Annotated in this window: 11 protein-coding genes; 8 read left to right on the top strand and 3 right to left on the bottom strand. The window is 58.7% G+C overall.

All coding sequences use genetic code 11. The features are described from left to right. Positions 1–110 precede the first annotated feature (110 nt). Positions 111–2,399 carry a 5-methyltetrahydropteroyltriglutamate--homocysteine S-methyltransferase gene (gene metE, locus ACM62G_RS24945; protein ID WP_419735842.1) on the bottom strand — a complete coding sequence of 763 codons (2,289 nt, stop codon included), beginning with the start codon at positions 2,397–2,399 and terminating at the stop codon, positions 111–113. Positions 2,400–2,642: 243 nt separating this feature from the next. Between metE and ACM62G_RS24940 the strand changes: the two genes are divergently transcribed. After that, the gene (locus ACM62G_RS24940) at positions 2,643–4,814 is read left to right on the top strand and encodes a TonB-dependent siderophore receptor (protein ID WP_419735841.1); all 2,172 of its coding nucleotides are present in this window, start codon (positions 2,643–2,645) and stop codon (positions 4,812–4,814) included. Positions 4,815–4,825: 11 nt separating this feature from the next. On the opposite strand, the gene ACM62G_RS24935 is transcribed toward ACM62G_RS24940, so the two are convergent. Further along, on the bottom strand, positions 4,826–5,449 hold the full coding sequence (locus ACM62G_RS24935; protein ID WP_054059297.1) for a glutathione S-transferase family protein: 624 nt from the start codon (positions 5,447–5,449) through the stop codon (positions 4,826–4,828). Positions 5,450–6,000: 551 nt separating this feature from the next. On the opposite strand from ACM62G_RS24935, the gene ACM62G_RS24930 reads away from it, so the two are divergent. Further along, positions 6,001–6,789 carry a PhzF family phenazine biosynthesis protein gene (locus tag ACM62G_RS24930; protein WP_419735840.1) on the top strand — a complete coding sequence of 263 codons (789 nt, stop codon included), beginning with the start codon at positions 6,001–6,003 and terminating at the stop codon, positions 6,787–6,789. Between the two features lie 86 nt (positions 6,790–6,875). Here the strand turns inward: ACM62G_RS24930 and ACM62G_RS24925 are convergent, their stop codons facing one another. Beyond that, entirely contained in the window at positions 6,876–7,589 is a 714-nt protein-coding gene (locus ACM62G_RS24925) for an autoinducer binding domain-containing protein (RefSeq protein WP_054059295.1), read from the bottom strand. 124 nt (positions 7,590–7,713) lie between these two features. Here ACM62G_RS24925 and ACM62G_RS24920 point away from each other — a divergent pair, with 124 nt between their 5' ends. From ACM62G_RS24920 to ACM62G_RS24895, 6 genes are all read left to right on the top strand, one after another. Then, positions 7,714–8,103 carry a DUF4902 domain-containing protein gene (locus tag ACM62G_RS24920; RefSeq protein WP_081009934.1) on the top strand — a complete coding sequence of 130 codons (390 nt, stop codon included), beginning with the start codon at positions 7,714–7,716 and terminating at the stop codon, positions 8,101–8,103. A gap of 174 nt (positions 8,104–8,277) precedes the next feature. Next, the gene (locus ACM62G_RS24915) at positions 8,278–8,856 is read left to right on the top strand and encodes an acyl-homoserine-lactone synthase (RefSeq protein WP_054059294.1); all 579 of its coding nucleotides are present in this window, start codon (positions 8,278–8,280) and stop codon (positions 8,854–8,856) included. A gap of 46 nt (positions 8,857–8,902) precedes the next feature. After that, positions 8,903–9,679, top strand: a complete 777-nt coding sequence (locus tag ACM62G_RS24910) for a sterol desaturase family protein (protein ID WP_054059293.1) — start codon at positions 8,903–8,905, stop codon at positions 9,677–9,679. Positions 9,680–9,684: 5 nt separating this feature from the next. Continuing rightward, on the top strand, positions 9,685–10,860 hold the full coding sequence (locus tag ACM62G_RS24905) for a hypothetical protein (protein ID WP_054059292.1): 1,176 nt from the start codon (positions 9,685–9,687) through the stop codon (positions 10,858–10,860). Between the two features lie 22 nt (positions 10,861–10,882). Beyond that, positions 10,883–12,139, top strand: a complete 1,257-nt coding sequence (locus ACM62G_RS24900) for a hypothetical protein (protein WP_273821029.1) — start codon at positions 10,883–10,885, stop codon at positions 12,137–12,139. Between the two features lie 27 nt (positions 12,140–12,166). Continuing rightward, the gene (locus ACM62G_RS24895; RefSeq protein ID WP_054059290.1) at positions 12,167–12,787 is read left to right on the top strand and encodes a 2OG-Fe(II) oxygenase; all 621 of its coding nucleotides are present in this window, start codon (positions 12,167–12,169) and stop codon (positions 12,785–12,787) included. The last annotated feature ends 14 nt before the right edge of the window (positions 12,788–12,801 follow it).

The raw sequence follows: 12,801 nt of genomic DNA, 5'->3' as shown, positions 1-12,801 counted from the left end.
CGCCACCCCGAGTGCGAATGCTATGCCCAATCCCCTCTTCCGTGCGACCCGTTTGTGCGGGGGCCCGAAAACCCGGGAACCTCCACCAATCGGCTACGGCTATCCGGTCCTCAGGCCAGCTCGGCACGCAGCTGGCGGGCTGCGCTCACCATATTCACCAGTGCCGCCTCGGTCTCCGGCCAGCCACGGGTCTTCAGCCCGCAATCCGGGTTGACCCACAAACGCCCGGCCGGAATCCGCCGGGCCGCCTTGCGCAGCAGGTTGGCCATCTCGGCCACCTCGGGTACCCGTGGCGAGTGGATATCGTAGACACCCGGGCCGATTTCATTCGGGTAGGCGAACGCTTCGAAGGCCTCCAGCAACTCCATGTCCGAGCGCGAGGTTTCGATGGTGATCACATCCGCATCCATCGCGGCGATGGACTCGATCACATCGTTGAACTCGCTGTAGCACATGTGGGTATGGATCTGGGTTTCATCACGTACACCCGAGGCGCACAGGCGGAAGGATTCGGTGGCCCAGTCCAGGTAGTGCTGCCACTGGGCCTGGCGCAGCGGCAGGCCTTCGCGGAAGGCGGCTTCGTCGATCTGCACGATGCGGATGCCGGCCGCTTCCAGGTCGACGACCTCATCGCGGATCGCCAGTGCCAGTTGCCGGGCCTGCACTTCACGGGTCACGTCCTCCCGTGGGAACGACCACATCAGCATGGTCACGGGACCGGTGAGCATGCCCTTCATCACCTTGTCGGTGAGGCCCTGGGCGTACCGGATCCACTCCACGGTCATGGCTTGCGGACGGCTCAGGTCACCGAAGATCACCGCCGGTTTCACGCAGCGCGAACCGTAGCTCTGCACCCAGCCGAAACGGGTGAATACATAGCCGTCCAGTTGCTCGGCGAAGTACTCGACCATGTCATTGCGCTCGGCCTCACCGTGCACCAGCACATCCAGCCCCAGGTGCTCCTGGATCTGCACGGCATGACGGATCTCGCTGTGCATCGCCTCGATGTAGTCGGACTCGGTCAACTTGCCCTGCCTGAACGACTGGCGGGCCAGGCGGATCGCGGCGGTCTGCGGGAACGAACCGATGGTGGTGGTCGGCAACAGCGGCAGGTTCAGACCCGCGCGCTGCTTCCCGATCCGTGTGGTGAACGGCGACTGGCGCTGGCTGTCCCGGGCCGTGATGGCTGCCACACGGGCCTGCACGGCCGGCTTGTGGATGCGTGGCGACGCGGCGCGGCTGGCTTGGACGACACGGCTGTCGGCCAGGGCCTTCTGCACCTCTGCCGCGTGCGGTTCGCTCACGGCCCGCGCCAGCAGCGCCACCTCTTCACACTTCTGCACGGCAAAGGCCAGCCAGCTTTTCAGCTCGGCATCGAGCTGGTCTTCACGTTCCAGGTCGACCGGGCTGTGCAGCAGCGAGCAGGACGGCGCCACCCACAGGCGATCGCCCACCCGCTCATGGGCGTGCTGCACCACCGCCAGGACCTTTTCCAGATCGCAGCGCCAGACGTTACGGCCGTTGACCACGCCCAGGGAGAGGATCTTGTAGGCCGGCAGGCGGTCGAGAATGGTCGGGTACTGGTCAGGCGCACGCACCAGATCAATGTGCAGGCCATCGACCGGCAGGTTGGCGGCCAGGCCGAGGTTCTCTTCCAGACCGCCGAAGTAGGTGGCGACCAGTTTTTTCAACGGGTCGCGCTGAATCAGGTTGTAGGCCCGCTCGAAGGCGTTCTTCCACGCCTGTGGCAGGTCGAGGGCCAGGATCGGCTCATCGATCTGTACCCATTCCACGCCCTGTTCGGCCAGGCGCTGGAAGATCTGGCCGTACAGCGGCAGCAGGCGCTCCAGCAGGTCGAGCTTGTCGAAGTCGCCGCCCTTGGCCTTGCCCAGCCACAGGTAGGTCAGCGGACCGATCACCACCGGCTTGACCGGGTAGCCCAATGCACGGGCTTCGGCGACTTCCTCGAACAGTTGCTCCCAACCCAGCTGGAACGACTGGTCGGCGCTGAACTCCGGGACCAAATAATGGTAGTTGGTGTCGAACCACTTGGTCATTTCCTGGGCGTGGACACCGCCGCAGCAACGGTCGCTGACGCCACGGGCCATGCCGAACAGGGTCTGCAGGGTAGCCTTGCCGTCGTGCGGGCGGAAACGTTCGGGGATCACGCCGAACATCAGCGAGTGGGTCAGCACTTGGTCGTACCAGGCGAAGTCGCCGACTGGCAGCAGCTCGATACCGGCGTCCTTCTGCAGGTCCCAATGGACCTTGCGCAGCTCGGCGCCGACAGCGCGCAGGCCGGCCTCATTGAGTTCACCCTTCCAGAAGGCTTCCTGTGCCTTCTTCAGTTCGCGGTCGCGGCCAATGCGCGGAAATCCAAGGGAATGGGCCAAAGCCATGACAAAAACTCCTGTGTGTTGATGGGAGCCATTGTCGTTATCCGACCACTATTGAGACAAACTCATTTTAATCTTGATGATCCCCAGTTTAATTCATGTTCCACCTGGACCTCACGAAAACCGTACAGCCCATCCTGGATAACACCGACAGTTTGCCCGGAGCCTATCGCCATAAAGACGCCTCGGTTTCCATCGTTCTGTATGATGGCGCGCTTTTGTCGCCCGGATGTCGAGGAATCGTTGATGTACAAGGCTTACCGCAGGTCCGGCCAACGCGCCGCCCCGCGTATCACTCTCGGGCTGCTGATCGCCACCGGCCTGCCCGCCGTACAGGCTGCCGAAACCGAGCTGCCGACGGTCAATGTGGTCGGCGAGGACACCAGCGGCTACCGTGCCGACAACGCCTCGGTCGCCGGTTTCGACAGTGCACCGCTGCGCGATACCCCGGCGTCGGTCTCGGTCATCACCGATTCGTTGCTCAAGGACCAGCAGGCACGCCTGCTCAGCGAGGTGCTGCGCAACGACGCGGCGGTGGGCCAGAGCTATGCGCCGGTGGGCTACTACGAGAACTTCAACGTGCGCGGCTTTACCCTCAACGCCGCCAACAGCTACCGGATCAATGGCCGCAGCATCACCGGCGAGCAGAACGTGGGCCTGGAGAACAAGCAGCAGGTCGAAGTGCTCAAGGGCCTGTCCGGCCTGGGAAGCGGGGTCAGCGAACCCGGCGGCGTGATCAACTACGTGACCAAGCGCCCGGCCGACGTGCGCTCGGTCACCATCTCCACCGACGACCGCGGCAGCGGCTACCTGGCCACCGATGTCGGCGGCTGGTTCGGTCCCGAGCGGCAGTTCGGCCTGCGGGCCAACGTGGCCCACGAGGACATCCAGTCCTATGTCGAGCACACCAACGGCAAGCGCGATTTCGCCTCGCTGGCCTTCGACTGGAACATCAGCCCCGATGCCCTGCTGCAACTGGACGTCGAGTACCAGAACAAGCAGCAGCGCTCAGCGCCCGGCTATCAATTGCTCGGCGGTAACGAACTGCCCCACGGCGCCTCGCCGCGCAAGCTGCTGGGTCACCAGAGCGGTTCTCCGCAGGTGGGCAACGATGCGCTGAACATCAATGGTTTGTTCGAGTACCACTTCAACGACAGTTGGAAAGGCAGCCTGAGCGCTTCGCGCAGTCGGGTGGTGATCGATGACTACAGTTCGTTTGCCTGGGGTTGCGGTTACCTGAGCAACTGTCCATCGGGCTCACTCGGCAATTACTTCACACCCGAAGGCGACTACGACATCTACGATTTCCGCAGCCCCGATGACACACGCCGCAACGACGAGATCCAGGCCGCCCTCAGTGGCAACTTTGATGCCGCCGGTCTCGGGCATGAGCTGACGGTAGGCACCAGTGCATTCCGTCGCGTGGTCGATCAGCACAACCCCATCAATGAAAGGATCGGCAACGGCAATATCGACGGCGACCCGGAGAACTTCCCGCGTTACGACGGCGCCATCGGCCCCTCCTATCGCCACCTGGACAGCCGCCAATACGGACTCTTCGCCACCGACCGCATCCGCTTCAACGACCAATGGCAAACCATCCTCGGCGGCCGCGAGGTGCGTCTGGACGAACGCACCTTCGACCAGGCCGGTGATACCGCTCGGCATACCCGGCAATACGTGTTCCTGCCCGAGGCGGCGCTGATCTACAAACCGATCGAAGACCTGTCGCTGTACACCCGCTACAGCAAGGGGCTGTCATTGGGCGGTACCGCGCCGTGGTTTGCCAGCAACGCGTTCGAGACCTTGGCACCCACGGTCTCGCGCCAGATCGAGGCCGGGATCAAGTACGACTGGCGACGCATGACCCTCGCCGCCGCGCTGTTCCAGATCCGCCAGGGCTACCAGTACGCCAAGCCTGACGGCAATGGCGACTTCACCTTCGTCCAGCAGGGCCAGCAGAAGAACACCGGCCTGGAACTGTCGGCCAACGGCTGGGCGACCCAGCGCCTGCAGATCGCCGCCAGCGTCGCGGCGATCCGGGCACGCGTCACCGAAACCGGCACGCCGAGCTACGAAGGGCACCAGGCGATCAACGTGCCGCGGCTACGCGCCAGTCTGTCCGGCGACTACGCCCTGCCCTGGCTCGACGGCCTGGCGCTGCTCGGCGGGATGCAGTACAGCGGCCGCAAGTCCGCCAGCCATCAAGGCGGAGCCGAGACCGGCGCCTACGCGATCTTCAACGTCGGCAGCCGCTACAGCACGCGCATCGACGGCTACGACACGGTGTTCCGCCTGACGGTGGACAACCTGTTCGACAAACGCTACTGGCGCGATGTCGGCGAGTACATGGGCGACGACTACCTGTTCCAGGGCGCGCCGCTCACGGCGCGCTTGAGTGCCTCGGTCAACTTCTGAGGTCGTGGGGTTCACGGCGTGCCGTTGCGGCCATGCAGGCGGAAACCGGCACGTTGGCCCAGGCGTTCGTAATAGGCACTGACCGCGGGGAAGTCCGGGTGCTCCAGCGGGGTTTCGAACCAGCGGTTCACCGACAGCCCGATCGGGATGTCCGCCAGGGAAAACTCGCTGCCGCTGACATACGCGCCCGTCGCCTCGAGTTGCCGGTCCAGGATCGCCATGTGCCTGGACCACTGCCGGCAACCTTCCGCCAGCGCTTGTGGGTCCTGATGGGCGGCACTTTTGCGAACCAGTGCCATGAATGCATAGCCCCAGGACTTGTTGAAGTCGGTGGCCTGCCAGTCCATCCATTGGTCCACCCGAGCCCTGGCCCTGGCCTCTGCCGGATACAGGTGCAAGGCGTTGGCACGGTTCGCCAGGTACCGGATGATCGTGTTGGATTCCCACAGCACGAACCCGTCGTCCCTGATCACGGGCACCATCGCATTGGGGTTGAGCGCCATGAATTCGGCGCTGTCGGTTTCCCTGAAACCTGCGCCCCAGTCCTGTCGCTCGAAAGGAATCTGCAACTCGGCACAGGTCCAGAGCACCTTGCGCACATTGATCGAGGAAGCCTTACCCAGGATTTGCAGCATCTCATCTCCTTATGATCGGGGAACACGAGTTTCACATATATCGACATTGTCCCCAGCAGAGCGAGACATTAAACGAGAGCGGTCATTCAACTCAAGATTTGTTTAAAAGTGTTGCCTGAATTTCGTCAAAAGACTATTTTGCTGGCTGTACGCAAGATTTTTCCGTAGTCATTCCAGCCGAAATCGAAACATCAACTCACAGAAAGTTTAAACCTGCCCCCTGATCATATCCGCCCCCAATGGCCGGCTGGACAGCCCTGCCCGAAAGGACAGGTATACAAGGCTATGTGCCTGGTTTTAAATCCAATACATGTAACTGCCGGCACTCACTAGGCTGTGTACGAAATTGTTTGAAACGCAGGTTAGGCAAGGCAAAAACCGGCGAGGAAGCGCAGTTGACTGGTTGTCAATGAGCATTCCGAGCCGGTTTTTAACGCCGCATAACCAAGTTTCAAGCGATTTCGTACATAGCCTAATCGTGAATACAACCAACTTATCGCCAGCGGTACTTACTTCCCTATAAGCAACAGCCCACAACCGGAGTTTGATCAATGCAGGTCGCTATCTTTCAAGTTGATGCCTTTGCTTCCCGGGTCTTTGCCGGCAACCCGGCGGCTGTTTGCCCGCTGGATCACTGGTTGACCGATGAACAACTACAGGCCATTGCCGCAGAAAACAATCTTTCCGAAACCGCCTATTTCGTCCAACAGGGCGATGTCTATGAACTGCGCTGGTTCACCCCGCTGGTCGAGGTCGAGTTATGCGGACATGCGACATTGGCGGCCGCCTGGGTCATCCTCAACAAGCTGGGCGTCGACGCGCCAGTCCTGAGGTTTTCGACCCGCAGCGGAGAATTGCGGGTCCGTCGCTCCGGCAGCGGGCTGACCCTGGACTTCCCGGCGAAAACCGCCGAGCCCTGCACGCCCCCGGCGGATCTGCTGCCCGCACTGGGCCTGGAGTCGGCAGACGTCTTGGCCACCGACGACTTCATCGTCGTCGTGCCTGACGAGCAGATCGTGGAGAAACTGAAACCGGACTTTGCCCGCCTCAAGGACTTGCCGCTACGGGGTGTCGTGGTGACGGCCCAAGGTCGCGAGTTCGATTTCGTCTCGCGCTGGTTCGGCCCGAATGTCGGGGTCAACGAAGACCCGGTGACAGGCTCGGCGCACACCTCGCTGATGCCCTACTGGGCCGGCGTTCTGGACAAACAGATACTGACAGCACAACAGGGCGGCCTGCGCAAAGGTCAGTTGCGCTGCGAAATGGCTGGCGACCGTGTGCTGATAACGGGAGAGTCGGTGCTCTACATGGTCGGCGAAATCACCCTTGAGGGTCTGTAGCGTGCGCTGCGCCGGAGAAATACGCTGGCGTATTTCTCCGGCGGCCCATCTGGATTCCCCGCCAGTGATTCAGTTACAGCGCCAGGTCAATGAAGCATGCCCAGGGCATAGGCCTTCATCGCCGCTTCCACCTTGTTGCTGGAGTGCAGCTTGCGCATGGCATTGACCAGGTGGAATTTCACCGTTCTTTCGTCGATGGACAGGATCTGCCCGGTTTCGGAATAGGTTTTGCCCGTTGCCGACCACTTCAAGGTTTCCACCTCCCTGGCCGTGAGGGATGCGCCCACTTCAGGGATGTAACTGGGGGCAATGAAGTCGAGCATGGTGGAATGTGCAAGATGGGCGATCCACACCAGCCTGGCTTCTTTCTCGTTGAACTCCAATGATGTGATCGGGCTGGCCGATCTGACCAGAGAGAGCATGCCGATGGTGTCGTGCTTTGCCCGAGAGGGCGTACACCAGCCATGGACCAGCTGATAATGCTTGGCATCCTCCCAGAAATGAAGATGCTCGGTGAATGCATCGGCGGACCAACAGAGTGGCCGGTGCTCGGTCAGGCCATGTTTCACCGTCGGGTCGATAGTGAAATAGTTGTTATCGATGTAGCGACTCTCCCAGGCCGGCGAGTAATTGGATGACAAATGAAATTTCGGACTGGAAATGGGTAATGGAAAACGAATTCCCAATGAGTACCGATCAAACTCGAAAGACCGAACAACCGATTCGAGCAATACCAGAAATTCCTCTTTTGTTTTCGCCTGCGCAAATAGCGAAAGATAGTGTTCACGCCAATCGGACATAGCTAATTACCTTTAGTGAGGGTGCAAGGGATAGTCCCGACTCCAATGTTTTGGAGTTTGGATGCCAGGACGGACGGGGAATCTATTTGAAAAATAAAACCAACAATCAGGCAGAGTAATTAAGATGCAATCGCTAGCCCCAGACCAGTTGATACGCCTGTCTTATCCGGAGTTGATTGGCTTGTCATTCCAGCCTTGTCTTGCCTGGATCGACACTAGCCTGACTGCCGAATTAAAAGAATTCGGACTGCCTGTTGCCTATGCTGGATACAGTGAATGGGAGTGCCAGGACTCCGCACCAAAACTGAGCATTAGTTGGAATTGGTTCAAGGAAGCTTTTTCTGGAAAAGTCCTTATAGCACCGGGAGGAATCAGTTGCAACATCATGTTACGCTCACCTCGTGGTTATGATCTGGGCAGCGATATGACACAACAACTGCTCTTTGTCTGGATATCCAGACAAGGTTTGCAGTGTCAGCTGCCGAGCAGCTTAATAGTCGGGCACGACAGTTGACCCCGGTCATCCGGCAGCAACATCCAGCGATGCACCGTATTGGTTTGAAGGGAATATAGCGGCACCGGAAAGAGGCAATGAAGATGGCACTTTAGAAGCTGCCCTTTTGGGCAGCTAGGCTTTTGCAGACCCATGACTTCTAATTCGCGGAACTGGATTGGAAGCTGGTGCGGAATGCTGAATATAATAAATGGTACAGCGCGACAACTCCCTTCTGAGCTCATCGCCGGGCTCGGGTTATTTCGCTACAGAATCTTCGTCGAGAAAATGGGTTGGCCTCTGCAGTGCGAGGAAGGCCTGGAGTCCGACGAATTTGATGACGAAGACACCTACTATGTCATTGCTCGAGACAGGCACGGCAATGTATGCGGCTGCGCACGCATGTTGTCGACGAGCAGAGACTATCTTCTCGAACAGATCTTCCCGGGTTTGATGGGCGATATACCGTTGCCCAAGTCGAACGACATCTGGGAACTTTCCCGCTTTGCCGTCAATTCATCGGACAGCGATGCCCCGAGTACTGACCATTGGCTGGATACATGCCGTTTGGTGAAGCAGGTCGTCAGAGTCGCGCAAGACCATGAGGTTAAAAGACTCATCGCCTTTTCTGCTGTCGGCAACGAACGACTGCTCAGAAGAATGGGCGCGGATGTACACCGTGTGTCCAGCGCCCAGTTGATCGATGGAAAACCCGTAGTTGCATTCTGGATCGAGATTAACGAGAAAACGATAAAGGCCTTGTCTGCCTACTAGGCGAGACGCTGGATGATTATATAAAACCTGGACTAAAGGACTAACCATGATTCTCTATCTGATAGGCGTTGCCCTGGCGGTACTGGCTCTCGAACATATTATCCCAGGATGGAAGTTGCCCAAGGTCAGTACCTGGTTCTTCAGATCAATGACCCTCAACATCATTCAGATCGCGGTGGCGCTGCTGGCCGGTGTCTCCTGGAACAAATGGATGCAGGGCCACAGCCTGTTCCATATCTCTGAAAGTCTCAGCCCGCTCGCGGCAGGTTTCGTCGCGTACTTCATCAATACCTTCGTGACCTACTGGTGGCACCGCTGGCGTCACGCCAACAACGCCTTGTGGCGCCTGTTCCACCAGATTCACCATGCCCCGCAACGGATTGAAGTCTTCACCTCGTTCTACAAACACCCCACGGAAATGGTCTTCAACTCGATGCTCGGTAGCGCCGTGGCCTACGTGTTGCTGGGCATCAGTATCGAGGCCGGTGCCTTCTATGTGATGTTCGCGGCACTGGGCGAGATGTTCTATCACACCAACATCCGTACCCCGCACTGGCTCGGCTACTTCTTCCAGCGCCCGGAGATGCACAGGGTCCACCACCAGCGTGATCGCCACGAGTGCAACTACAGCGACTTTCCGATCTGGGACATGCTGTTCGGCACCTTCGAGAACCCCAAGGAAAACTTCGCCCCCCAAGGCTTTTCCGACAACAAGGAAAACCGTTTCCTCGACATGCTGCTGTTCAAGGATGTTCATGAAGCGCCAGCCGTCATGAAGGCCCCTGAAAGCGTGAATCAAGAGTCACTGGTCAAACGCGGGTAATTGATATGTTCCTGAATATTGATTCACGCCTGAGTCGCGACCTCTTGAAGTGCATCAACTGCGGGATTCCGCATGATGCGTTGAATGTCCCCAAGGAGCCGGAGTTCCTCTCCAGAAGAATCGAGGCCCTGCGCCACCAATACGCCGAGCTGCGCAGGTCTTTCGGCAACAAGACGCTGCCCGTGAGCAACTACCTGTTTTACATGATGCTCAAGGACAAGTATTCAGAGTTCGACTTTGAGCTGCCGACGAATTCCAAGGCGCGGGTACTGACCAATATCCACGTATTCAAGACCAAGGGACGCATACCTTCGATCGCATCGCTGCTGCTGTCCGATGAACATGCCGCGAAGTCCTCCGTCGAGCTCAAGTACACGAATGTCGCGCACATTGAACGGTATGGCTCGGCCCTGTCGCAGCTGTTGAGCGAAGGTGGCTTGATGCCGCCGACGCAGACCGCGATGGAAGGCGTCGTCGCGCAGATCCATCGCAGCCAGTCATTGGGGCGGCGCCTGACCATCGTCAGTGCGATATGCCCGGACTACTCCTATGTCATGGATGCCGAAGGCAGGCCCCGCTACACCTTTACCCACGTGGGGGCCAAACCGGGGCTGGCGGGCGAGAAGCTGCTCAAGGTGGACAGTGCCCTGAGTGAGTTCTCGAACGCGGTGGGTGTTCCCCTGGAACACAAACTGTTCGGCGGCGAGTTCGAGTACATCTCGTTCAACCGCAACGCGAATTCGGCCAACGCCCGCGATGAGTTTCTCGACAAGGTCAATCGGCAATTGCTGACGATCGGCAATCAACTGAGCGCACCGGCCGTCACGGGGTCGTTCTTTGAACTGTGTGGTGATGAACAGGGTTGGCATGAGCGCCATCAGGCCATTCTGCAGCGGCTGCGCTCGGGGGACTATGGCCAGACCGGTCTGGACCACGGACAGATGGAAGAGATCTTCGAATCCAGACGTCCACTGTATTCCAAATGGTTCGTTGGCCAGAGTGACGAAACCATCTGGAACAACTTTCTCTCGCAAGCCGCTGAATATGCCCTGATGGGAGGCATATTCCTGGAGGCCTATCAGGACTTCGTGGTCCTGGCTGTCGACCACTACAAGATGGAACCGTTCTACTCCTTCTTCGGCCCGGTCGCTGTCTTGTATGTGAAAACGGATTATCTATAGGCGATGTAGGGATACTGCCAATATGAAACAGGAACTTTTTAGTACCCGCTATACAAAATACGGACACGGTATCGATGTCCGCGCCACTTATGCGCACTTGCCGCTCCAGGCCTTCTGGACCTGGGTGACGGGCAAGTCCGGCAACCAGAATCCACCGAAAGGTCCCAAGGAAACACTGCTGAAACCCTGGCAACTGTTTCTGCAGATCAGCTGGGGTTACGCGGTGTTCATCGCCGCGGTCCTGCTCGGCAACGAACTGCTGCAGGCGGATCTGCACTGGGCGACCAAACTGCTGCTGTCGATTCCCATGATCTGCATGGTGGTCAACCGCCAGCGAGGACTTCTGCATACCTTCCACTACACCATTCACGGTGCCGGCATCGCCAACAGGCGACTGGCCAAGTTTGTCTGCAAGTGGGTGCTGTCGATGCCCATCGTGCATACGCCGTGGAATAACTACATGAAACTTCATGTCAGTGAACACCACAGCGTCAATACCTTTTGTACGGACAAGGATGTCGACCTGCAGTTCATGGCTGCCCATGGTTTCTACAAGGGCATGAGCGAGCGCGAATACTGGACCAAACTGGTCTTGGCCCCGTTTCATCCGATGCGCATCTATGAGCACATCAAGTTCAGGCTCGAAGTCAACTTCATCAAGACCGACCGGCATGAAAGGATCAGCCGCGCAATCTATTGGGCCTTGCTGCTGACCGGCGTTTACCTGTCCGGCTACATGCTGCCCTTTGCCGTGTTCTATCTGCTGCCGATCTTTCTGGTGACGCAGTTCTCGTCCTGGATCCAGCACGTCACCGAACACCTGTGGTTTGCGCAAAACACCCGGGGGCTGCCCAAGTACATCTTCTACGGATCGCTGAGCTGGGGTCGCTTCTTCGGACGCCCCTACCCCGCGAACCACACCGGCTGGGCCTTCGCCTGGCGGGTAGTGACGTGGGGGCTGGCCGTGGTCTTCATCGATATCCCCCTGCGGGTCTTTTCCTTCATGCAGGACCTGCCCAGCCATGACTTTCACCATCGCAACCCGGGGGTGAACTTCTGGAGCATCGCCCCGGAACGGGCCGCCAACGAATCGCTGGCATCGCGATTCGGCCCGATGACCGAAACCTGGAGCATGACCGAGAGCTTCCTGATCCTGCGCGACCATCTTTGCCGAAATGAAAGCGATCCCTTCGGGATCTGCGCCTGGTACGACGCGAACAAGCAGCACCTTGAAACCCAGACCGCGCGCAAGGCGTCAGCGGTAGAAGCCGAAGTTTAATAACCACTCTCAACGAAGGAACGTGAAATGAACATTGTCGAAGTCGCAAAAAAAGAATTGGCAAACAACGGCTCTTTTTACTCCAGCGCCACCGGGTTTCTGTACAGCCAGGATGACTGGGATGAAATCAATGCCATCCTGGCCAACCCGTCGCTGCCCTGGGAGCAGGTGTATATCGGTGACGCCGACGAACTCAACGACCTCACGGTCGCCCGTTTCATGACCGATGTCGAACGACCGACCCGGGTCAACCAGCCGCTCGCCGATCACATGATCTCGCTGGTGTGCAACGACAAATTGCTGAGTTTCGTCTCCCGGCTGCTCGATGGCGACGAGTTCCATATTCGGCGCATGCAGGTCAACAAGATGAAGGACGGCTCCTTCATCGGCAAACACCTGGATATCGATAGCAACCCCGACTACCTCTATTCGATCGTCCTGCAACTGGGCAAACACTTCGCCGGTGGCGAATTCCTGATTTTCAACAAACAGGACGAACAGGTGAATCTGATCCGCCCCGAGTTGCAGTCCCTGGTGATCACCGATTGTTCCTTCCCCCATCAGGTCGAAGCCGTCACCGAGGGTGAACGGGTATCGCTGGTGTTTTTCGTGAGCAAGTACGCAGAGAAAAATCGTCGGGTGGCGTGATTTCACTGATCCGG

The sequence above is a fragment of the Pseudomonas sp. COR18 genome, from assembly GCF_048568395.1.
Lineage (GTDB): Bacteria > Pseudomonadota > Gammaproteobacteria > Pseudomonadales > Pseudomonadaceae > Aquipseudomonas > Aquipseudomonas fuscovaginae_B.
The sequence above is the reverse complement of the archived record's forward strand: the minus strand, read 5'-3'. Positions and strand labels throughout refer to the sequence as shown.

Bases quoted from the DNA above. Each gene is read 5' to 3' on its own strand.
- ACM62G_RS24930 (WP_419735840.1), top strand. From the start codon at position 6,001: ATGCAGGTCGCTATCTTTCAAGTTGATGCCTTTGCTTCCCGGGTCTTT.
- ACM62G_RS24905 (WP_054059292.1), top strand. From the start codon at position 9,685: ATGTTCCTGAATATTGATTCACGCCTGAGTCGCGACCTCTTGAAGTGC.
- ACM62G_RS24935 (WP_054059297.1), bottom strand. From the start codon at position 5,449: ATGCTGCAAATCCTGGGTAAGGCTTCCTCGATCAATGTGCGCAAGGTG.
- ACM62G_RS24900 (WP_273821029.1), top strand. From the start codon at position 10,883: ATGAAACAGGAACTTTTTAGTACCCGCTATACAAAATACGGACACGGT.
- ACM62G_RS24915 (WP_054059294.1), top strand. From the start codon at position 8,278: ATGCTGAATATAATAAATGGTACAGCGCGACAACTCCCTTCTGAGCTC.
- metE (WP_419735842.1), bottom strand. From the start codon at position 2,399: ATGGCTTTGGCCCATTCCCTTGGATTTCCGCGCATTGGCCGCGACCGC.
- ACM62G_RS24895 (WP_054059290.1), top strand. From the start codon at position 12,167: ATGAACATTGTCGAAGTCGCAAAAAAAGAATTGGCAAACAACGGCTCT.
- ACM62G_RS24910 (WP_054059293.1), top strand. From the start codon at position 8,903: ATGATTCTCTATCTGATAGGCGTTGCCCTGGCGGTACTGGCTCTCGAA.
- ACM62G_RS24920 (WP_081009934.1), top strand. From the start codon at position 7,714: ATGCAATCGCTAGCCCCAGACCAGTTGATACGCCTGTCTTATCCGGAG.
- ACM62G_RS24925 (WP_054059295.1), bottom strand. From the start codon at position 7,589: ATGTCCGATTGGCGTGAACACTATCTTTCGCTATTTGCGCAGGCGAAA.
- ACM62G_RS24940 (WP_419735841.1), top strand. From the start codon at position 2,643: ATGTACAAGGCTTACCGCAGGTCCGGCCAACGCGCCGCCCCGCGTATC.